This window comes from Nocardia sp. IFM 10818 (assembly GCF_054655275.1).
The window spans coordinates 4,101,977-4,122,659 of record NZ_BAAHJH010000001.1 but is presented as its reverse complement, the minus strand read 5'-3'; the positions used below and the strand labels follow the sequence as shown (position 1 = coordinate 4,122,659).

Sequence of the window (20,683 nt, the reverse complement as noted above, 5' to 3'; positions counted from 1 at the left end):
TCACGGCGTCTACCTGGGTAACCGCTACCCGAGGAGGTCGTGTGGAGCTGCCCCTGCTGCCGCCCGTCAAACCCATGCTGGCCAAATCCGTGTCGACGGTGCCGCGCGAACCCGGGCTGCTGTTCGAGCCCAAATGGGACGGGTTCCGCTGCATCGTCTTCCGCGACGGCGACGAGATCGAACTGGGCTCGCGCAACGACCGCCCCCTGACCCGGTATTTCCCCGAACTGGTGGAACTGCTGGGCAAGGCGCTGCCCGACAAGTGCGTCCTCGACGGGGAAATCGTGGTCGTCACCGAGAACGGCCTGGACTTCGACACCCTGCAGCAGCGGCTGCATCCGGCGGCCTCGCGGGTCGCCAAGCTCGCCGCCGAGACTCCGGCCAGTTTCGTCGGCTTCGATCTGCTCGCCCTGGGCGCGGAGGATCTGACCGAGCGGCCCTTCCACGAACGCCGCCGGCTGCTCGAAACGGTCCTCGACGGCGAGGAGGACGGGATCAACCGGCTGCATCTGACCCCGATCACCGACGACCCGGAGGTGGCCACCGACTGGTTCACCCGCTTCGAGGGCGCCGGATTCGACGGGGTGATGGCCAAGGCCGCGGATCTGCCCTACCTGCAGGACAAGCGGGTCATGCTGAAGATCAAGCACGAGCGCACCGCCGACTGCGTGGTCGCCGGATTCCGCTGGCACAAGGACGGCGCGGGCGTGGGCTCACTGCTGCTGGGGCTGTTCGACGAGGACGGCAATCTCCATCACGTCGGGGTGGCCAGCAGTTTCACCGCCGCCCGCCGCAAGGAACTGGTCGCAGAGCTGGCGCCGCTGCGCGAGCACGCGCTCGACGATCATCCGTGGAAGAACTGGGCCGATGCCGCCGCCCAGGCCAAGGCCGAGGGCAAGATGCCCGGCGGGGTGAGCCGCTGGACCGGCGGCAAGGATCTGTCGTGGGAGCCGTTGCGCGCGGAACTGGTCGCCGAGGTCCGCTACGAGCACGTCATGGCCGGCCGGTTCCGCCACGGCGGGCGCCTGGTGCGTTTCCGTGACGACCGCACGCCCGAATCGTGCACCTACGCCCAGCTCGACGAGGTCGCGCCCGCCGAACTCGCCACCATCTTCGACGAAGCGAGAGGCGCCAAACCGTGAGCGCGGCAACCGACATCGAGGTCGACGGGCGCACCGTCACCATCTCCAACCCGGACAAGATCTATTTCAGCAAGCGCGGGGAAACCAAACTCGATCTGGTCAACTACTATCTCGCCGTCGCCGATCCGATCATGAACACCATCAAGGACCGGCCGGTGCTGCTGGAACGCTATCCCGAGGGCGCGTCGGGCAAATCCTGGTTCCAGAAACGCGTCCCGAAATCGGTGCCCGACTGGTTGCAGACCACGGTGGTCTCCACCCCCAACGGCACCACCAGCGACGCCCTCGTCGCCGCCGACATGGCGCACATCCTGTGGGCGGTCAACCTGGGCTGCCTGGGATTTCACGTCTGGCCCACGCACGCCGATCCCGGCAGCACCGACTCCCCCACCGTCTACGACGCCGCCGGTGAAGTCCTGCCCCCCACCGGCGCCACCGACGAGCTGCGCATCGACCTGGACCCCTCACCCGGCATCTCCTTCGACGACCTGCGCGCCGCCGCGATCCAAACCCGCGCACTGTGCACCGAACTCGGCATCGACGTGCGCATCAAAACCTCCGGCTCGCGCGGCCTGCACCTCTACGCCCTGCTGCACCCGCGCTGGGACGGCTACCAGGTGCGCGCCGCCGCCGTCGCCCTGGCCCGCGAACTCGAACGCCGCCACCCCGACACCATCACCGCCGCCTGGTGGAAAGAGGAACGCGGCTCCCGCGTCTTCGTCGACTACAACCAGAACGCCCCGCACAAAACGGTTTTCGGCGCCTGGTGCGTGCGCCCCAAGGTCGGCGCCCAGGTCTCCACCCCCATCTCCTGGGACGACCTGCCCACCGTCACCAACGACGACATGACCATCGCCACCGTGCCCGCCCGCGTCGCCGAACACGGCGACCCCTGGGCCGACCGCACCCCGCAATCCATCGAACCCCTCCTCGACATGTCCGCCGAGGACATGGCCGCCGGCCTCCAGGACGCCCCCTGGCCACCCCAATACCCGAAAATGCCCAACGAGCCGTCCCGTGTGCAGCCCAGCCGCGCGCGAAAGGACAACGGCGACTAGATCCGTCTCACCACAAGCCCAAGAAGCTGCGGACGTCGTCGTATCCGTCGCAGGCGCGCGCGTCCACATCCGACGGATCGGCCTCGGCGCGCTCCGCCAGTGCCCGCTCCAGTGTCTCGACCACGACCTCGTGCGCCAGCGCGGGCGGGTTCTCGAAACTGCGATGAGTGTGCGCCGCGCGAGACTATCGTCGCCTCGCTCCCGCGACGCGCAGCGGCCTCCGGACGAGCTCCTCGGCCCCGCGGCGAGTTCAGTTGCGCGCGAATCATCGTCGCGATGCACCGGGCGCCCCGCAGCGCGCGGCGATGCGCCACGGCCGCGCTGCCCAGACGGGCAGTGCTCGGCGAACGGCCGGGCCGACGGCTGCTGCTCCCGCACCGGGGCGTCCCGATTTCGGTGGCGGTCGAAACATCGTCGCGGGGCGGGCGGGGCGCGGGTAGCCTCGCGGCGTGACCACTGTGGATGCACCGATCGTCGCTGTTGTCGTCTATCCGGGCCAGGCGCGTATCACCCGGCGCGCGGTCGTCGCGGTCGAGGCCGGGGCCCAGCGCATCGAGGTCGGCGGACTACCGATCGGTTTGCTGCGGGATTCGGTGCGGGTGAACGGGCGCGGGGACGCCAGCGTAGTGGGCGTGGATGTCGCCATGCAGCAGCATCCACGCTCGCCCGATGCCACCGTGCAGGAATTGGAGCGGCAGCTCACCGCGGCGCGGGTGGCATTGGCCGAGACCGCCGACCATGTCGCGGTCGAGGACGGGCGCGCCGAAGTGCTCGCCACGCTCGGGCGCGAGGCCGGTAGCGCGTTCGCGCGGACCGTGGCCAAGGGCAAGGTCGACCCGGATCGGGTGGCCGGGTTCACCGATGCGCTGGCCGAGCAGACCGCGGCGGTGCTCGCCCGCAAACGGGAGCTGGCGGGGCAGCGGTTGCGGCAGGACGAGGAGCTGCGTTCGCTCGAACGCCGGATCGCCGCGCATCGCAAGCAGCGTCAACCGGATCGGCGCATGGTCGTGGTCGACCTGGAGGTGCGGTCGGGCGGGGAGATCGAGATCGAACTGTCCTATGTCATCGACGACGCGCGGTGGACGTCGAGCTATGACATCCGGTTGCGGGGCGAGCAGCTCACCCTCACCTGGCATGCCGAGATCACCCAGAGCACCGGGGAGGACTGGCCCGAAGGCGAATTGGCGTTGTCCACCGCGCGCCCGGCCATCACCGCGCAACTGCCGGAACTGAATCCGTGGTTTCTCGACCGCATGCCGCCGCCCATGCCGCCGATGGCGGTCGGCGCACCGGCCGCCTACGGTGCGCCGCCACCGGCGCCGGGCGGTGCGGTGATGCGCCGCGCCGCACCCACGCGGGCCGAGGCGCACGAAGAGCCGGCCGATTTCGCCGCGGCCGCCGAACCGGCCGTGGAGCACGGCGCGGCGGCCACTACCTACCGGCCCGCGCGACCGGTGGCGGTGCCCAGCGACGGCACCGCGCACCGCGCCACCGTCGCCGTCATCGACCTGGCCGCCGCCCTCGACCATGTGACCGCCCCGGTGCACGGCCCGGAGGCGTTCCTGCGGGCGACCGCGGTCAACACCTCCGAGCACACCCTGCGCCCGGGCAAGGCCTCGGTCTTCCACGAATCCGAATTCGTCGGCACCACCACCCTGGAGGTGTGGGCCCCGCAGGAGGAGATCGAACTGAATCTCGGTGTGGACGACCGCATTCGCGTCGAACGCGACCTGATCAAACGCACCGCGGGCAAGGCCGTCCTCGGCGGCACCACCCGCCGCGAGCTCGGCTACCGCATCAAGGTCGGCAACTACGGCCGCCGCGCCACCAAAGTCACTGTCCTCGACCAGATCCCGGTGTCCCGCGACGACGCCATCACCGTCAAGGACATCACCTGCCGCCCGGACCCCAAGCAGCGCACCGACCTCGGCGAACTGACCTGGGAGCTGCCCCTCGACCCGAGCGCGACCGCGGAGATCACCGTCGGCTTCCGCGTCGACATCGCCCGCGGCGTGGAATTGCGCGGCTGGCGGGAATAGCGGTCGGCGCCGGATGCGAGTTGGGTCGCACCGCATTTCACGCTGACACCGATCAGTGTCGACCGCGAAATGCGGTGGGCGTCCGGCATCAGGTGCAGTTGCAGTGTGCCGGGGGCTGGATGCGTTGCGCGCCTACCGCTCTCGGCGTGCGGAACCTGCTCGGCGTATGGACCGCGCTCGACGCCGATTCCGCCTCATCCGGCTTCCCTGCAGCCTCGATTGGCCCTCTCGGCCAGCACAGGTGCCAGGGCGCGCAGCGCCGGCAGGTGGTCGCTGCCGAGGATCTGCAGGGCCACGTGGTCGGCGCCGGCGCGCAGGTGCGCGGTGAGCTGGTCGGCGATCTGCTCGGGGGTGCCGTGCACGGCGAGGGCGTCGATGGTGCGGTCGGTGCCGGGGGCGGTGAGGTCGGCGTCGGTGAAGCCGAAGCGGCGCAGGTTGTTGGTGTAGTTGCTCAGGCCCAGGTAGTAGCCGACGGTGTCGCGGCCGGTGGCGCGGGCGCGCTCGGGGTCCTCGTCGAAGACGACCTTGTGCTCGACGCCGATGAAGGTGTCGGGGCCGAGCAGTTCGCGCAGGCTCGCGGTGTGTTCGGGCACGGTCAGGTAGGGCAGGGGGCCCAGGGTGCGGTCGCGGGCGAGTGTGGCCACGCGCGGGCCGAGGGCGGCCAGGGCGCGCTGGGCGGCGGGGACGCCGGCGGCGTCGAGGTCGTCGAGGTAGGCGGCCAGGGCGTCATAGGGTTTGGTGTAGGCGTCGGTGTGCTCGCGGTGGCCCGCGCCGACGCCGAGGATGAACCGGCCGGGGAAGCGGTCGTCGAGGCGGTGGAAGGCGGCGGCGGCGTCCTTGGACGGGGAGGCCCAGATATTGACGATGCTGCTGGCGAGGGTGATCGTGTCGGAGGCTTCCAGCAGGGCGTCGTAGCCGTCCCAGTTCGCGGGCGGGGAACCGCCGAGCCAGACGGCGCCGTAGCCGAGTTGTTCGAGTTCACGCATCGCGGCGGGGGTGAGCGCCGTGTAGTACTGCCAGACACCGATCTTGCCGAGATCATCCTTTGCCATACCGGCAGCCAACACTTCACGATCGGACGGCATTCCCCGATCGGATTGTGTTCTCGGTACCGAAATTCTCCCGGGCGGTGAGCACTTCGTCCGTGTTCGCCTCGGCCCACTCGCACACCGACCGCAGCACCGGCATGAGGCTCGCGCCCAGCCGGGTGATCGCGTAGTCCACGCGCACCGGCACCTGCGCGGTGACGGTGCGCGCGACCAGGCCGTCGCGTTCGAGGGTGCGCGGGGGCTCGGTGCGCATCTTGTCGCCGAGGGCGGCGACGGTGTCACCGATTTCGGCGTAGCGGCGCGGGCCCTCGGCGAGAACGGACAGCACCAGCCCGGTCCATTTGTCGCTCCCTTCCAACCTTCGGGAGCATTCCCATGCCGGACGGCGAACGGCCCGGCGACCTCAATGAGGTCACCGGGCCGTTCGCACCGGATTCAGTTGCTGCCGTTCACCTTCGGGAACGATTCGGTGATCAGCGTGGTGAGCGTGTCGCACAGCAGATTGTGCACCTGCGCCCGATTCAGGCTGCCGCGCACGATCCACTCCCGGCCCGCCGCCTTCACCAGCCCGCCGTAACAGCGCACCAGGGCCCGCAATTCGGCGCTGTGCAGCGAATCGCTGAGCCCCACCATCTGCACCACGCGTTCGGCGGCGGCATTGTCGGCCTCGTCGAGGATGCGCTGCACCTCCGGATCGTCGCCGATGCCCTCCAGCCCGGTGACCTTCACCCAGGTGGTGCCGTGCTCGCCGATGGTGTCCAGCAGCCACGACACGCTCGCGTCGATGCGCTCGCGGGTGCTGCCGGTGGTGGGCACCACCATATTGTCCGGCCGCGGCAGGGTCACCATGCGCCGCACCACCGCCAGATACAGGTCGCGCTTGTTGCCGAAATAGTGGTTGATCAGCCCGCGCGCCACCCCGGCCCGCTGGGCCAGCTCGGCGGTGGACACTGCCGCGTACGGCCGTTCGCCGAACATCTCGATGGCGCAGGCCAGGATCTGCGCGCGGCGTTCGTCGGGTTCGAGCCGTCGCCGCCGCGCACGCGCGTCGGCCTCGGCCGTGCCATGGGCGGCAGGGCCGGTGGAGCCGGCGGCGGTGCGCGCGGCACCGCCGGTGGGGTTCGGCTCGATCGTGATGTCAGAGTGAGCGGGCAATGAGGTCCTTCATCACCTCGTTGGCGCCCGCGAGGATCCGCAGAACCCGGGCGCCGGTGTACAACTGGGAAATCGGGTATTCGGTCATGTAGCCATAGCCGCCGAACAGTTGCAGGCAGCGATCCACCACATTACCGAGTTGGTCGGTCAACCAGTACTTCGACATCGCCGCCGTGGGAATGTCGAGCTCACCGCGCAGGTGCTTGCCGATGCAGTCGTCGAGGAACACCCGGGCCACCTTGGCGATGGTGGCGCATTCCGCGAGCTCGAATCGCGTGTTCTGCATGGCGAACAGCGGTTTGCCGAACGCCTCGCGGCCCTTGGTGTAGTCGACGGTCAGCTCGACCGCCTTCTCGGTCATGGCCACCGCCAGGATCGCGGTCACCAGGCGTTCCTGGGCCAGCATCTGCATCATCTGATAGAAGCCCCGACCCTCGGCCTCGCCCAGCAGATTCGATGCCGGCACCCGCACGCCGTCGAAGAACAGCTCGGCGGTGTCCTGCCCCTTGCCGCCGATCTTGGACAGGATGCGGCCGCGCGTGAATCCGGGGGTCTCGTCGGAGACCTCGGCGAAGATCAGCGAGATGCCGGCCGCGCCCTGGCTGGAGTCGGTCTTGGCGGCGATGATGATGCCGTCGCACAGCCAGCCGTTGGAGATGAAGATCTTCTGGCCGGTGATGATGTACTCGTCGCCCTCGCGCACCGCGCGGGTCTTGATGTTCTGCAGGTCCGAGCCGGTGCCGGGTTCGGTCATGCCGATCGAGAGCAGCATCTCCCCGCTGGCCGCCTTGGGCAGCACGCGCCGCTTGAGCTCCTCGGAGCCGAACTGGTGAATGTAGGGGGCGATGATCGAGGAGTGCACCGACATGCCCAGCGCGCCGTCGCCGGTGTGGGTCTGGGCCTCGATGATGGCCGCCTCGTGCGCGAAGGTGCCGCCGCCACCGCCGTATTCGGCGGGGATGGCCGCGCACAGCAGGCCCAGTTCACCGGCGCGCCGGTACAGGGCGCGGTCGGGATGTCCCTGGGCGATGAATTTCTCCTCGTGCGGGATCACCTCCTTCTCGAAGAAGGTGGTCGCCAGACCACGAACCGCCTCGACCTCGTCGTCGCTCCATGCGGGGCGTGTCATCGAAAGTTCCTTCACGTCGCAACCGTGCGCTCACGCGCCTCGTGACAAGGGTGCACGGCTATTGGCGAAGTGTCAACAGGGTGGCGATGCGCGCCCGGCCGCGTGTCAGCGCTCGCCCGAGCGAGCCTGGTTGACCTCGGCGAGCGTGGTGAAAATCGGCGTGTCCGGATCGGCCTCGACGCCCTGGCGGCGCAGGAACCCATCCATCAGACCCCACACCAGTTCGGTGGCCTGATCGATGAATTCCGCGGTCTGCGATTCGGTCGGAGTGTCGGAATCGGCGAGCCACAGATCGGTGATGGCCACCACCACGCCGATCACCGCGCGCGAGAAGTAGTCGATGCCGGCGACGTCCAGCGGCACCGCCTCGGCGACCTGGCGCGCCATCTTGGTCAGCCGCCGCGCGGCGTCGCGGCCCAGATCGAACTGCAGCACCCCCGACTGCTGCATGGCCGGGGCCTGGCCCAGATAGCGGAAGACATTCGGGTGCTCCAGGATTCCCCGCGCGTATTGCTCGAACACCCGCCGCAGCGCCACCCGCGGCGGCGCCAGCATGAGCGTCATATCGGTGCCCGCCGCGGCGAAGGCCAGCCGCGACATGCGCGCGGCGATCTCGGTGAACAGATCGGCCTTGTCGGCGAACTGCCGGTACAGCCGCGGTTTGGTGATGCGCGCCTCGCGCGCGATGTCGTCCATGCTGGGGCGCGGGCCGTCGCGATCGATCACCCGGATGGCCGCATCCACGATGTCGTCGCGGGTCACCACGGTGCGAGAAGCCGGTCCGGCACTGGTACGAGCCACAGCCGGAAGTGTATACGTACCGCCGGTACGGCCGATACCCCGCGCGCATACCCGCACTCATCTCGGGTAAGCGAGTGACTGAAGCCACATTTCAGGTCAACCGACCGGGATTGATTTCGCATGCACCGTACTGCCAGTATCGGTAACCGTACCGCCGGTACGCACCGGTGCCCACGACCCGGAAAGACGCCGATGTCCGACGCCGCACACCAACTCAGCACCACCCTGCAGGCCCCCCTGCCCGACGCCTTCCACCGGCTCCCGGACACGGACCTCGCCGAACTCGACCGCCTCCTGCGCACCGCACTGCAACGCCGCGCCGACAACCTCGACGCCGCCATCGGCACCTCCCTCGACTTCGTGCCGCGCCTCATGCGCCCGGCCGTCAAGAAAGCACTGGGCCTGTGAGCGAACACCTCGTAGCCGTCGCCGAAACCACCAAACTCGCGCGCCTGCTCGGCATCACCGACGCCACCGAACTCGACTTCCTCGTCGACCTGCCACCCGCCGCCATCCGCGAATTCCGCGAACGCGCCACCGACCTGCTCTTCGACCGCGACGCCAAGAAACTCAAAGGCATCGCCTCCGCCAGCAAACTGGTACCCGTCGCCATCAGCGCCAAGGTCGCCGAACGCGCCTTCGGACCCGTCCTGTGCGCGGCCACCGCCAGCACCGTCGACCCCCACCGCGCCATCGACATCGCCAAAGCCCTGCCCGCGCGCTTCCTCGCCGAATGCTCGGTCCAACTCGACCCGCGCCGCACCGCCGACATCATCGCCGCCGTCCCGCCCAAAATGGTCGCCGACGTCGCCCGCGAACTGCTCACCCGCGGCGACCACATCACCATGGGCCGCTTCGTGCACGTCGTCCCCGAACCCGCCCTGCGCGCCGCCGCCCCCGTCATGAGCGACGTCGACCTGCTGCGCATCGGCTTCCTGCTCGAAGACAAATCCGCCATCGACAATGTCCTGCACATCGTCTCCGACCGCGTCGCCGGCATCATCCGCGCCGCCGCCGAACAAAACATGTGGGCCGAAGGCATCGACCTGCTCGACTCCATCGCACCCCACAACCGCGCCTGGATCGGCGACATCACCGCCGGCCTCGGCGCCGACATCCTCGACGCCATCATCCACGCCGTCCACGACCTCAACGCCTGGCCCACCCTGCTGCCCATCACCAGCGCCATGAGCCACGACAGCCTGCGCCTGTTCGCCGAACGCCCACCCGTGCACACCGAACCGGTCATCGCCGCCATCATGGACACCGCCCTCGACGGCGGCCAATGGCTCGACCTGCTCCCCCTCGCCGGCCACCTGCCCGCCCCGGCCCTGGCCTTCGTCGCCGCCCGCGTCGGCGACCAAACCGACGACCGCCTCACCGAACTCATCCGCGCCGCCGACACCGCCGGGCTCTGGGACGCCATGATCCCCATCGCCCTCGCCATGACCGACGACAACCGCCGCCGCATGGCCGCCCTGCCGATCATGTCCGAACCCGACGTCCTGCGCGCCGTCATCACCAGCACCGCCGAACACGAACTGTGGTCGCAGGCACTGCCTTTGGTCGACGCCCTGCCCGAGACCACCAAACCCGCCCTGGCCTCCTGCCTCGGCGACCTCACCCGCGAGCAACTGCTCGCCGCCCTGCTCACCGCCTCCCGCAGCGACAATATCCACACCCTCGTCGACGTCGCCCTCGCCCAGGACCAGACCGGCCGCGCCCGCGTCCTCGACATCATCGCCGGCATGGACGACCTCGAGGAATTCCTCTCCGCGCTCACCCCCGACACCCCGGACCTGGTGTGGAACGCCCTGCGCGAAGTCCGCGACGAAATCCCGCCCCCACTGCTCACACTGCTCACCGAACGCGCCCGCGAACTCGCCCGCGACGACGACGCGGCCGCCCTCGAACCCGTGAGCGCCACAACCGAATAAGAAACCGAATAAGAACAGCACACGCCTTACGGGGCCCGGCCCGACACCAACGGCCGGGCCCCACCCGTGTCGGCCGCCGCGGCCCATGGCGGGGACAGCCCCGCCACGATGCGACAATGGTCGGGTCAACGACCCCCGCACGAAGGATCACCGCACACCCCGATGGCCGAGAACAGCACCACGGCGTACCCGATCGACACCTCGGCCAGCGACACCGCCGAGGCCGCTATCGACCCCCGGGACCTGGCCATCTGCCTGCGGGTTCTCGAACAGGCCGGACAGCTCGACAAGGCGCATCCGGACTCGGTGACCGTGCAGCGGGCCGTGAGCCACATGTTCAAGAAGTTCAAGCAGCGCCGCCGCATCGAGGCGCGCGACGCCATTTCCGAGGCCGACCGCGCCGTCATCGCGGCCACCGCCACCGGCTCGCCCAATCGGATCGACGACGAGACCGCGGGCATTCCGATCAGCTCCAGCACCGAAGGCGCCAGCGCCGGTGAACTGCTGCGGCCTCGACCCTGCTACATCTGCAAGCAGCGCTACACCCGCGTCGACGCCTTCTACCACCAGCTCTGCCCCGACTGCGCGGCCAAGAGCCACGCCAAACGCGATGCCCGCACCGACCTCACCGGGCGGCGCGCCCTGCTGACCGGCGGCCGCGCCAAGATCGGCATGTACATCGCGCTGCGGCTGCTGCGCGACGGGGCGCACACCACCATCACCACCCGCTTCCCCAATGACGCCATTCGCCGCTTCGCCGCCCAGCCCGACAGCGCCGACTGGCTGCACCGGCTCCGGATCGTCGGCATCGACCTGCGCGATCCCGCACAGGTCGTCGCGCTCGCCGACGACATCGCCGCACAGGGGCCGCTCGACATCCTGATCAACAACGCCGCGCAGACCGTGCGCCGCTCCCCCGGCGCCTACAGCGCGCTCGTCGAGGCCGAGAACGGTCCGCTGCCCGCCGGCGAACTGCCCGATGTCATCACCTTCGGCAAGACCATGCAACCGCACCCGACCGCTCTGACCGCCTCGCTCGCACCGACCCTCACCGCCGCCGAGATCACCGACCTGGCCCTGGTCGCGGGATCGGCCACCCCCGAACGCATTTCACAGGGCGTGGCCATCGACGCCGGCGGCCTGGTGCCCGATCTGGCGCACACCAACAGCTGGGTGCAGAACGTCGGCGAGGTCGACGCCACCGAACTGCTCGAGGTGCAGCTGTGCAACTCCACCGCGCCGTTCATCCTCATCTCGCGCCTGCGGCCCGCCATGGCCGCCGCCGCGGCCCGCCGCAAGTACGTCGTCAACGTCTCCGCCATGGAGGGCGTGTTCGCCCGCGGCTACAAGGGCCCCGGCCACCCGCACACCAATATGGCCAAGGCCGCGCTGAACATGCTCACCCGCACCAGCGCTCGCGAAATGTACGAGACCGACGGCATTCTCATGACCGCGGTCGACACCGGCTGGATCACCGACGAGCGCCCGCACTACACCAAGATCCGCCTGGCCGAAGAGGGCTTCCACGCCCCGCTCGACCTCGTCGACGGCGCCGCCCGCGTCTACGACCCGATCGTCCGCGGCGAAGCCGGTGAGGACCTGCACGGCGTCTTCCTCAAGGACTACGCACCCTCCAACTGGTAGGCCCAACTCTCGGGGGCTCTCAGGGGCTTCGCCCCCGAACCCCCAACCCCGCGGCTCTCCGGGGACTCGGCCGGAACCCCCAACCCTGCGGCGCTCTGGGTCTTCGGCCCCGAGCCCTGGCCCTGGTGGCTTCGCACCGCAGTTCTGTGGCTTCGCCTCGAGTCTCAGCTCCGCATGCGCTGCGGCTTTCGCGCCCGAACCCCGCATCTCTGCGGCATCAGCGCTCTGCGGCTTCACCTTTGAACCTGTGCTTGTGCCTTCTCCTTGTTTGTCTTGGCTGTTTTTGGTCAGGAGGTTGGGTGGGTTGGGGTGTAGGGTGATGGGTGGATACATAGTTAGATGCGCATATGCGCGTACTGGTATGCAATGGACATCGGAATGCGAAGGCCAGGCGAGAGACTTGTCCGCCCTGATTCGGGGTGTGCTTCCTTACGCTTTCTGGACTCCACTCCCGGGCGGTGCGGCCGACAGGCTGGTCGATCTCATGCCTGGATGCGCATATCGGTATGCTCGCATTCGCTGAACCACTCCCCTACTCCGCCGAGCGGACGCTCCTATCCTGGTGCCATGATCTATCGGCTGCTCGCCGATCTCACCGCGGGAGTGCATTTCGCGTTCGTGGCGTATGTGGTGGTGGGCGGGTTTCTGGCGTGGCGGTGGCCGCGCACCATCTGGTGGCATCTGGTGGCGGTCGGGTGGGGGTTCGGGACGGTGCTGATCGGATACGACTGTCCGCTCACCTATGTGGAGGATTGGGCGCGGCGCGAGGCTGGGCAGGCCGGATTGCCGCCCAGCGGGTTCATCGATCACTACCTCACGGGCGTGATCTATCCGGAGAATGCGCTGGGGCTGGTGCGGGCGTTGGTGGTGGTTGCCGTGCTGGTGTCCTGGGCCGGGTTCGCCGTGTTGTTCAGGCGACGGGTGATGGCTTCGGCCAAGGCGGATTGATTCTCGGGCAGGTCGAGGTAGAAGTGGCCGCCGGAGAAGGTGGCCGTATCGAAGTCCGCGCTCGTGTAGTCGCGCCATTCTTCGGCTTGGGCGATCGAGGTCGTCGGGTCGGCGGTGCTCACGAATGTTGTCAGGGGGCAGCGCAGGGGGGTGCCGGGCTGGTAGCGGTAGGTTTCGACGGCCTGGTAGTCGCTGCGCAGGGGCGGGAGGACGAGTTCGGCCAGGCTGGGCTCGGCGCGGAGCACGGCGACCGAGGACGGGTCGTTGGCGAGGCGCTCGAGTTCGCCGATGAGGGCGTCGTCGGAGCCCAGGTGCAGGCGGCCGGGTTCGGCGAAAGCCGGTGCGGGGCGGCCGGAGACGATCAGGCGCGTCAGTTCGCGGCCGGCGGATTCGAGCGCGCGAGCGGTTTCGTAGGCGACGGTGGCGCCCATGCTGTGGCCGAACAGCGCCAGCGGAGTGGTGGCGGGCCAGCGCAGCAGCTCCCCCGCGATGCGGGCGGCGAGATCGGTCAGGACCGGAATCGCGGGTTCGCCCAGGCGATCCTGGCGGCCGGGGTACTGCACGCCGAACACGGCCGTGCCCGCGCCGAATCGCTGTGCCAGGGGCCGATAGGCGGTGACGGAGCCGCCGCCGGGCGGCAGGCACACCAGCACGGTTCGCGGGGCGGGATCGGGGCGCAGTTCGCGCAGCCAGGCGGTGCCGGTGAGATTTGCCATATGCCGGTTTCTCCTTAGGGATTCGTCACGCGATTAGGGTCGGACTCGTGGCTGCCTACGCAGAGTTGATCCGCGAGTACGAGTCCGGGATCGGGATCACCGGATCGAGTATGCCCGCCGTCGATCCCGGCGCGTATCTGGCTGCGACACTGCCGGTGTGGGCGCTGGCCGGGGGCGCGGTGGCGAGCTTCGCGCGGGCGGCCGACCGGCTGCGGGTCGCACGCGGGCTGGAGCCCTTGGGCGGAACGCCGGACCCGGGACGGGTGGCCGCGGCATTCTCCAGTGAGAAGCTATTTCGGCTCGATGGCGCACCGCCCCATATTTTCGCCGAGCTGTCGGGCTTTTTCCCGGCTGCGGATGGCATGGTGCGAACGCACGCAAACTATTCGCATCATCGCGCGCGTCTGTTGACAGCTCTCGGATTACCGGCCGATGCCGGTCGTAATGCGGTCGTTGCCCGGATTGCCGCACTGCCCGCGCAGGAAATCGAGGATCGGGCCGCCGAATCGGGGGCGATCGCCGCGCGGGTGCGGACCGAACAGGAGTGGTCGGACAGCCCGCAGGGCAAGTCCGCCGCCGCCGGGCCCCTGGTCGCGGTCGAGCGGCGCGCGGATGTAGGCGTTGTCGAATCCCCCTCTGGCGCAACGGGCATGCTGCCGCTGCGCGGGGTGCGGGTACTTGATATGACACGTGTCATCGCGGGACCGGTAGCCACCCGGGCACTGGCCATGCTGGGCGCGGACGTGCTGCGAATCGACCCGCCGGGGCTGCCGGAAATCGAATGGCAGTACCTCGACACCTGCCAGGGCAAACGTTCCGCATTGTCGGATTTGCATATCGAACTAGTTCATACACAGGAACTGCTGAGTAACGCCGATGTGCTCATCACAGGTTACCGACCAGGCGCTTTGACACGGCTGGGTCTGGTGGCCAACGACATTCGGCCAGGAATTGTGCACGGCCGCGTTTCGGCCTGGGGTGAGCACGGTCCGTGGGGTGATCGGCGTGGTTTCGACAGCATTGTCCAAGCCGCCTCGGGAATATCGCTTATCGAGGCTCCGCGCGGGGACGCCGAGCCCGGGACGCCGGTCGGCGCGCTGCCGGCGCAGGCCCTCGATCACGCCAGCGGGTATCTGCTCGCGACCGGAGTCCTGGACGCGCTCCTCGCGCGGGACTCGGATGGCGCCGGACGTGATGTGCGAGTTGCGCTGGCGCGCACCGCATCCTGGCTGCTCGGCGCACCGGGGCGGACCCCCGGGCACCCGCCGCCGCGGATTCCGGGACCGGAGTACGCCCGCACCCACGGCAGGGTGACGACGGCCGCGCCCGCCTTCGCCGAGTATTCGGACTATCCGTGGCCCGCGCCCGCCTACGGCGACGATGCCCTGTGCTGGCATGACCGACCGGACAGTTCGGAATAGCGCCGGGGCATAGCTTCGACGGCGTATACAGCCGCCTGCACGCACACTCGCAAAGTCATTCGCGAATTGTGCGAATTACCTTCGTAGAGCCGCTTTTTGTGTCGTTAATAGATGGGATCCTGAAACCGACATCGTTATTGCCGGCACTCGTGTGCCGGTGTGGATGGAGGACGTCATCGTGGACACACCAGCCCCCCTGCTAACTGGCGCCATAGCAACAGGTTCGACCAAGGTGGGCCGGCGGGAGTGGACTGGATTGGCGGTGCTCGCCCTGGCCTGCCTGGTGTATTCGATGGATCTCACCGTCCTGCACCTGGCCGTGCCCCAGATCAGCGCCGAACTGCGGCCCAGCAGCTCCCAATTGCTGTGGATCATCGACGTTTACGGGTTCCTGGTGGCCGGGCTGCTGCTCACCATGGGAACCATCGGCGACCGAATCGGGCGAAGACGACTCCTCATGACCGGGGCGGGCGCGTTCGCGCTGGTGTCGATCATCGCCGCGTTCGCGCCCTCGGCGCCGGTGCTGATCGGCTGCCGCGCCCTGCTCGGCATCGCGGGGGCCACGCTCGCGCCGTCCACACTGTCGTTGATATTCACCATGTTTCGCGATCCGGCGCAGCGCTCCATCGCCGTCGGCGTCTGGGTGGGCTCCTACTCGGTCGGCGGGTCGATCGGCCCGCTCGCGGGCGGGCTCGTGCTGGAGAACTTCTGGTGGGGCGCGGTATTCCTGCTCGCGGTGCCGGTCATGGCGCTGCTGCTGATTCTCGCGCCGCGGGTGCTGCCGGAGTACCGGGATCCCGAGGCGGGCCGGCTGGATCTGATCAGCGCGGCCATGTGCACCGGCGCGGTGCTGCTGGTGGTCTTCGGCATGAAGAAATTCGCCCAGGACGGACCGGGTTCGGTGGCGCTGGGCGCACTCGCGGCCGGGTTCATCGTGGGCGGGGCGTTCGTGCGCCGGCAGCTCACCGCCAGTGAGCCCATGCTGGATCTGCGCCTGTTCCGATTGGGCAGCTTCCGCACCGCGCTCGCCATCAATCTGGTCTCGATCTTCGTGGCGTTCGGGTACTTCCTGTTCGTCGGCCAGTATTTCCAGCTGGTGCTGGGCATGTCGCCGCTGGAAGCCGGAATCTGCACCATCCCGGCCGGATTGGGCTTCATGATCGGCTCGCAGCTGGGTCCGCGGATCGGGCGCATCGTGCGACCGGCGTACATCCTCGGCGGCGGAATGGCCATGGCGGGCACCGGATTGCTGATGCTGACCCGGATCACCGCGGAGGGCGGGGTGGGCCTCACCATCACCGCCTCGCTGCTGGTGGCGTTCGGGCTGGCGCCGGTCTTCGGGATCACCACCGAGCTGATCGTCGGCACCGCGCCGCCCGAACAGGCCGGGGCCGCCTCCGGACTCTCCGAGACCGGCGCGGAGTTCGGTGGCGCGCTGGGCATTTCGATCCTGGGCAGCATCAGCATCGCCATCTATCGCGGGCAGCTGGCCACCACGCTCCCCTACGGCCTGCGGGACGCGGATGCCGATACCGCGCGCGACACCCTCGGCGCGGCAATGGTGGTCGCGGATGCCCTGCCCGGGAAGCTGGGCGCCGCGGTGGCGGAATCGGCCAAACAGGCCTTCCTCACGGGCATGCACCTGACCTCCGCCATCGCGGCCGCGGCCGCGCTGCTGCTGGCCGTGATCGCACTGACCCGGCTGCGGCGGATTCCGGGCGGCTGAGCCGGATTCACACCCCGGCCGCATCGGACCCCGCCACCGGCCCGATCACTCGCCGCGCACGGCCGCGACCGCCCGCACCAGATCGTCGCCGTCGAACAGTTCGGCCGCCGGTGCGATGAGCGACTGCACCGCCATGCCCTGGAACAGCACGTAGAACAGCTTCCCCACGGCGCGCGCCTGCTCGTCGGACAGGTCCGGGTGGGCCTCGCGCACGGCTGCCGCGAGATCGGCGTAGGCATGGCCGGTGGCCTCGGCCATGAAGCCCTGCGATTCCGGATCGCGGGCGATGCGAATGCCGTTCTCGATGCTCAGCAACAGCGCTTCATGATTGCGCAGGGCGACATCGATGAGCCCGTTCCAGGTGTCCGCCAATGCCTCGCCGAGCGTGTGCCCCTCCCCCGCGTCCTTGATGACCGCGTCCATGTCATCGCCGATGGCGCCGCCCACGCCCTCGGTGAGCGCCTCGGTGACGAGGCGGTCCTTGGAGCCGAAGTGATAGCCGATGGCGGCCAGGCTCACTCCGGCGGCGGTGGCGATATCGCGTGCGGTGACCTTGGCGAGACCGCGATCGAGGATGGCCTTGCGCGCTCCCGTCAACAGGTCTTCTCGATTTCCCATAACCCCACCTTAGCAGCGTCTTAGACATTTGTTCTAGACAATCGTGCGAGAGTCTGTTAGACATATGTCTTAGACAGACGTTCTACCCCCACAGGAGTTCCGATATGAGCACCACCGCCAACCTCCGCGTCCTCGTCGCCGGCGGCGGCATCGCCGGCAATGCCGTTGCGCTGCAACTGCTCCGCGCCGGCATCGCCACCACCGTGGTCGAGCGGGCCGCCGCTCCCCGGCCGGGCGGACAGGCCGTCGATCTGCGCGGCCCCAGCCGCGAGGTGGCCGAGCGCATGGGCCTGATGCCCGGCATCCGCGAGCACCAGCTGCACGAGCTCGGCATGAACCTGGTCGACCACGCGGGCCGCGACATCTACCGCATGCCCGCCGAGATGTTCGACGGCAAGGGCGCGGTCGCGGAAATCGAGATCACCCGCGGCGATCTCAACGAGGTGCTGCTCGACCAACTCGCCTCCGTCGCAGCGCGTCTCGACTACCGCTACGGCGACTGGGTCGAATCCCTCGACCAGGACGAGACCGGCGTCGCCGTCGGCTTCACCTCCGGGCGCACCGAGCGCTACGACCTGGTGATCGGCGCGGACGGCGTGCACTCGGCCACCCGGCGTCTGGCCTTCGGCCCCGAGGAGCAGTTCAGCACCTACCTGGGCGGCTACATGTCGTTCTTCACCATGCCCACCCCGGCCGACGCCGAACCGGGCTGGATGACCATGCACGTGCGACCCGGCGCCTCGGTGGGCGTGCGCGCCGATGCCGATCCGGCCACCTCCAAGGCCATCATCACCTTGCGCCTGGATCAGGATCCGCAGCTGCGCCGCGATCCCGAGGCTCAGCAGCGGCGCATTCGCGAGATGCTCGCCGATGCGGGGTGGCTGGCGCCGCAGGTGCTCGCCGCCATGGACTCCGCGACCGACTTCTACTTCGACGAACTGAAGCGCGTGGACATGCCGCACCTGTCGGCCGGGCGGGTCACGCTGCTGGGCGACGCCGGCTTCTGCGGCTCCCCCATGACCGGGATGGGCACCGCCATGGCCTTGGTCGGCGCGTACATCCTGGGCGGTGAAATCGCCGCCACCCCGGGCGATCCGCACGGCGCGCTGGCGCGCTACGAGGCGGCGGTGACGCCGTTCCTGGACAAGGCCAAGGAGCTGCCGGGCGGCGGCATCAAGATGATGGTGCCCAATTCCGAGTTCGGGGTCCGGGCCGGGCAGCTCATCGGCAAGTTCATGACCACTCGGATCATGAAGCCGGTCATGATGAAAATGCTGGACAAGACCGAGGACTACGTCCTGCCGACCTACTGACGGCTCGATCATCCCGCGTACCGGGTTGCGGATAGGCTCGAACCGTGGCGCAGAAGATCATCATGGACGTCGACACCGGCATCGACGATTCGCTGGCCCTGCTCTATCTGCTCGCCTCCCCCGAGGCCGAGATCATCGGAATCGCCGCCACCGCGGGCAATGTGCCCGCACCGGCGGTGGCGGCGAACAATCTGGCCTGGCTGGACCTGTGCCGGGCCCCCGGGATCGAGGTGGCGCTCGGCGCCGAGGAGCCGCTGGCGATTCCGCTGCGGACCACCGAGGACACGCACGGGCCGCAAGGGATCGGGTACGCGGAGTTGCCGGTCTCGGATCGGCGGCTCTCGGATCGCACGGCCGCGCGCATGTGGGTGGACCTGGTGCGGGAGCATCCGGGCGAGATCGTCGGGCTGTGCACCGGGCCGCTCACCAATCTGGCGCTGGCGCTGCGGCTGGAGCCGCAACTCCCCCGGCTGCTGCGGCGGCTGGTGATCATGGGCGGGGCGTTCAATCATCCCGGCAACACCACGCCCACCAACGAGTGGAACGTGCACGTCGATCCGGAGGCCGCCAAGGAGGTGTTCGACGCCTTCTCCGCCGCGCCGGCGGATCGGCGGCCGATCGTGTGCGCGCTCGACATCACCGAGACCATCGAGATGCGGCCCAAGCATCTGGCGCTGCTGGCCGAGCGGGCGGGCAGCGCCCCCGTCGAGATGGTGTCGGAGAGCGACGGGCCGGAGATCCGGTCGGCGACAAGCAATCCGATCATCCGGCACCTGACCGATGCGGTGCGGTTCTACTTCGACTTCCACAAGCTCTACGACCAGGGGTATCTCGCGCATATGCACGATCCGTTCGCGGCGGCGGTCGCCCTGGATCCCGGGCTGGCGATCACCAGGCCCGCGACGGTGGACGTGGAGCTCACCGGGACCCTCACCCGCGCCACCACGGTCGCCGACTGGGCGGGCATGTGGGGGCGGGAACCCAACGCCGACATCGTGATCGGCACCGACCCGGACCAGTTCTTCGACCGGCTCATCGACCGGGTCGGCGATTTCGCGTGGACAGTGTATCCGCCGCAGGACGGACGGGCGAGCCGGTGAACGAGGCCGACGCCGCATACGTCACCGGATTCCGCGAGCGGCTGGGGCTGCCCGGAATCGTGGACATCCACACGCATTTCATGCCCGAGCAGGTCATGCGCAAGGTGTGGGAGTACTTCGACTCGGCCGGGCCGCTCATCGGGGACCGGGAATGGCCGATCACCTACCGCGACGAGGAGCAGGTGCGGCTGAAGACGCTGCGCGGCTTCGGCGTTCAGGCCTTCACCTCGCTGGTGTATCCCCACAAGCCGGATATGGCGGCCTGGCTCAACGAGTGGACGGCCGACTTCGCCGCGCGCACCCCGGATTGCCTGCACACCGCGACCTTCTTCCCCGAGCACGGCGCGGACAGCTATGTGGAGGCCGCCCTCGAGGCCGGTGCGCGGATCTTCAAGGTGCACATCCAGGTCGGCGACTTCCACCCCGGCGACCCGCTGCTCGCCAAGGTGTGGGGACAGCTCGAAGACGCCCGCATCCCGATCATCATCCACTGCGGATCCGGCCCCGCCGCCGGGGAATTCACCGGCCCCGAGCCGATCGCGGCACTGCTGCGCCGCTTCCCGCGCCTGCGTCTGATCATCGCGCACATGGGCGCGCCCGAATACACCGAATTCCTCAACATCGCACAGGGTTACGACGGCGTCCTGTTCGACACCACCATGACCTTCACCGACTTCTTCGAATCCGCCGACCCGTTCCCCGCCGCCGCACGCGAGCGACTCCGATACTTCGGCGACCGCATCCTCTTCGGCAGCGATTTCCCGAACATCCCCTACGCCTACGGCCATGCCCTCTACGCACTGGAACGCCTGGACCTGGGCGAGGACTGGCTGCGCCAGGTCTGCCACCACAACGCCGCCCGGATCTTCGGACTCGACTGACCGCGG

18 protein-coding genes and 1 pseudogene are annotated in these 20,683 nt (G+C 69.0%); 12 read left to right on the top strand and 7 right to left on the bottom strand.

Annotation, left to right across the window (positions count from 1 at the left end; all coding sequences use genetic code 11):
• Positions 1-41 precede the first annotated feature (41 nt).
• The 3 genes from ACYQ5L_RS18810 to ACYQ5L_RS18800 all read left to right on the top strand — a co-directional run bounded on the left by ACYQ5L_RS18810 (position 42) and on the right by ACYQ5L_RS18800 (position 4,239).
• On the top strand, positions 42-1,142 hold the full coding sequence (locus ACYQ5L_RS18810; protein ID WP_459958996.1) for an ATP-dependent DNA ligase: 1,101 nt from the start codon (positions 42-44) through the stop codon (positions 1,140-1,142).
• Positions 1,139-2,200, top strand: coding sequence for a DNA polymerase domain-containing protein (locus ACYQ5L_RS18805; RefSeq protein ID WP_459958995.1), 1,062 nt, complete (start codon positions 1,139-1,141; stop codon positions 2,198-2,200). Before ACYQ5L_RS18810 ends, ACYQ5L_RS18805 begins: the two co-directional genes overlap by 4 nt.
• A 449-nt stretch (positions 2,201-2,649) precedes the next feature.
• Entirely contained in the window at positions 2,650-4,239 is a 1,590-nt protein-coding gene (locus tag ACYQ5L_RS18800; RefSeq protein WP_459958994.1) for a mucoidy inhibitor MuiA family protein, read from the top strand.
• Between the two features lie 194 nt (positions 4,240-4,433).
• Here ACYQ5L_RS18800 and ACYQ5L_RS18795 read toward each other — a convergent pair whose 3' ends face one another.
• The 5 genes from ACYQ5L_RS18795 to ACYQ5L_RS18775 all read right to left on the bottom strand — a co-directional run bounded on the left by ACYQ5L_RS18795 (position 4,434) and on the right by ACYQ5L_RS18775 (position 8,373).
• Entirely contained in the window at positions 4,434-5,291 is an 858-nt protein-coding gene (locus tag ACYQ5L_RS18795) for an LLM class F420-dependent oxidoreductase (RefSeq protein ID WP_459958993.1), read from the bottom strand.
• A gap of 16 nt (positions 5,292-5,307) precedes the next feature.
• Positions 5,308-5,646, bottom strand: a complete 339-nt coding sequence (locus ACYQ5L_RS18790) for a winged helix-turn-helix transcriptional regulator (RefSeq protein WP_459958992.1) — start codon at positions 5,644-5,646, stop codon at positions 5,308-5,310.
• A gap of 77 nt (positions 5,647-5,723) precedes the next feature.
• A complete protein-coding gene (locus tag ACYQ5L_RS18785) occupies positions 5,724-6,287 on the bottom strand; it encodes a TetR/AcrR family transcriptional regulator (RefSeq protein WP_459963467.1) in 564 nt (187 codons plus the stop codon).
• Positions 6,288-6,426: 139 nt separating this feature from the next.
• The gene (locus ACYQ5L_RS18780; protein ID WP_459958991.1) at positions 6,427-7,572 is read right to left on the bottom strand and encodes an acyl-CoA dehydrogenase family protein; all 1,146 of its coding nucleotides are present in this window, start codon (positions 7,570-7,572) and stop codon (positions 6,427-6,429) included.
• A gap of 105 nt (positions 7,573-7,677) precedes the next feature.
• Positions 7,678-8,373 carry a TetR/AcrR family transcriptional regulator gene (locus ACYQ5L_RS18775; RefSeq protein WP_459958990.1) on the bottom strand — a complete coding sequence of 232 codons (696 nt, stop codon included), beginning with the start codon at positions 8,371-8,373 and terminating at the stop codon, positions 7,678-7,680.
• Positions 8,374-8,565: 192 nt separating this feature from the next.
• Between ACYQ5L_RS18775 and ACYQ5L_RS18770 the strand changes: the two genes are divergently transcribed.
• The 4 genes from ACYQ5L_RS18770 (at position 8,566) to ACYQ5L_RS18755 (ending at position 12,902) form a co-directional block, all read left to right on the top strand.
• On the top strand, positions 8,566-8,781 hold the full coding sequence (locus ACYQ5L_RS18770; protein WP_459958989.1) for a hypothetical protein: 216 nt from the start codon (positions 8,566-8,568) through the stop codon (positions 8,779-8,781).
• Complete coding sequence (locus tag ACYQ5L_RS18765) at positions 8,778-10,310, top strand: hypothetical protein (protein ID WP_459958988.1); 1,533 nt, start codon at positions 8,778-8,780, stop codon at positions 10,308-10,310. Before ACYQ5L_RS18770 ends, ACYQ5L_RS18765 begins: the two co-directional genes overlap by 4 nt.
• Positions 10,311-10,472: 162 nt before the next feature.
• Positions 10,473-11,954, top strand: a complete 1,482-nt coding sequence (locus ACYQ5L_RS18760; protein WP_459958987.1) for an SDR family NAD(P)-dependent oxidoreductase — start codon at positions 10,473-10,475, stop codon at positions 11,952-11,954.
• Positions 11,955-12,521: 567 nt separating this feature from the next.
• A complete protein-coding gene (locus tag ACYQ5L_RS18755; RefSeq protein ID WP_459958986.1) occupies positions 12,522-12,902 on the top strand; it encodes a DUF2784 domain-containing protein in 381 nt (126 codons plus the stop codon).
• Between the two features lie 17 nt (positions 12,903-12,919).
• Here ACYQ5L_RS18755 and ACYQ5L_RS18750 read toward each other — a convergent pair.
• A pseudogene (locus tag ACYQ5L_RS18750) lies at positions 12,920-13,618 on the bottom strand (thioesterase II family protein); the annotation flags it as partial.
• A 110-nt stretch (positions 13,619-13,728) separates the two neighbouring features.
• Here ACYQ5L_RS18750 and ACYQ5L_RS18745 point away from each other — a divergent pair.
• Both ACYQ5L_RS18745 and ACYQ5L_RS18740 read left to right on the top strand, forming a co-directional pair.
• Positions 13,729-15,039, top strand: a complete 1,311-nt coding sequence (locus tag ACYQ5L_RS18745) for a CoA transferase (protein WP_459963466.1) — start codon at positions 13,729-13,731, stop codon at positions 15,037-15,039.
• A 163-nt stretch (positions 15,040-15,202) separates the two neighbouring features.
• Positions 15,203-16,765 carry an MFS transporter gene (locus tag ACYQ5L_RS18740; protein WP_459958985.1) on the top strand — a complete coding sequence of 521 codons (1,563 nt, stop codon included), beginning with the start codon at positions 15,203-15,205 and terminating at the stop codon, positions 16,763-16,765.
• 45 nt (positions 16,766-16,810) lie between these two features.
• On the opposite strand, the gene ACYQ5L_RS18735 is transcribed toward ACYQ5L_RS18740, so the two are convergent.
• Entirely contained in the window at positions 16,811-17,383 is a 573-nt protein-coding gene (locus tag ACYQ5L_RS18735; protein WP_459958984.1) for a TetR/AcrR family transcriptional regulator, read from the bottom strand.
• A 104-nt stretch (positions 17,384-17,487) separates the two neighbouring features.
• On the opposite strand from ACYQ5L_RS18735, the gene ACYQ5L_RS18730 reads away from it, so the two are divergent.
• From ACYQ5L_RS18730 to ACYQ5L_RS18720, 3 genes are all read left to right on the top strand, one after another.
• A complete protein-coding gene (locus tag ACYQ5L_RS18730) occupies positions 17,488-18,696 on the top strand; it encodes an FAD-dependent monooxygenase (RefSeq protein WP_459958983.1) in 1,209 nt (402 codons plus the stop codon).
• A gap of 62 nt (positions 18,697-18,758) precedes the next feature.
• Complete coding sequence (locus ACYQ5L_RS18725; RefSeq protein WP_459963465.1) at positions 18,759-19,796, top strand: nucleoside hydrolase; 1,038 nt, start codon at positions 18,759-18,761, stop codon at positions 19,794-19,796.
• Positions 19,793-20,677, top strand: a complete 885-nt coding sequence (locus ACYQ5L_RS18720) for an amidohydrolase family protein (RefSeq protein ID WP_459958982.1) — start codon at positions 19,793-19,795, stop codon at positions 20,675-20,677. The genes ACYQ5L_RS18725 and ACYQ5L_RS18720 overlap by 4 nt, the downstream gene beginning before the upstream one ends.
• Positions 20,678-20,683: the final 6 nt, after the last annotated feature.

Excerpts from the sequence above, each read along its gene's own strand:
- ACYQ5L_RS18795 (WP_459958993.1), bottom strand. The coding sequence starts at position 5,291 with ATGGCAAAGGATGATCTCGGCAAGATCGGTGTCTGGCAGTACTACACG.
- ACYQ5L_RS18780 (WP_459958991.1), bottom strand. The coding sequence starts at position 7,572 with ATGACACGCCCCGCATGGAGCGACGACGAGGTCGAGGCGGTTCGTGGT.
- ACYQ5L_RS18770 (WP_459958989.1), top strand. The coding sequence starts at position 8,566 with ATGTCCGACGCCGCACACCAACTCAGCACCACCCTGCAGGCCCCCCTG.
- ACYQ5L_RS18760 (WP_459958987.1), top strand. The coding sequence starts at position 10,473 with ATGGCCGAGAACAGCACCACGGCGTACCCGATCGACACCTCGGCCAGC.
- ACYQ5L_RS18755 (WP_459958986.1), top strand. The coding sequence starts at position 12,522 with ATGATCTATCGGCTGCTCGCCGATCTCACCGCGGGAGTGCATTTCGCG.
- ACYQ5L_RS18745 (WP_459963466.1), top strand. The coding sequence starts at position 13,729 with ATGCCCGCCGTCGATCCCGGCGCGTATCTGGCTGCGACACTGCCGGTG.
- ACYQ5L_RS18740 (WP_459958985.1), top strand. The coding sequence starts at position 15,203 with ATGGAGGACGTCATCGTGGACACACCAGCCCCCCTGCTAACTGGCGCC.
- ACYQ5L_RS18735 (WP_459958984.1), bottom strand. The coding sequence starts at position 17,383 with ATGGGAAATCGAGAAGACCTGTTGACGGGAGCGCGCAAGGCCATCCTC.
- ACYQ5L_RS18730 (WP_459958983.1), top strand. The coding sequence starts at position 17,488 with ATGAGCACCACCGCCAACCTCCGCGTCCTCGTCGCCGGCGGCGGCATC.
- ACYQ5L_RS18725 (WP_459963465.1), top strand. The coding sequence starts at position 18,759 with ATGGACGTCGACACCGGCATCGACGATTCGCTGGCCCTGCTCTATCTG.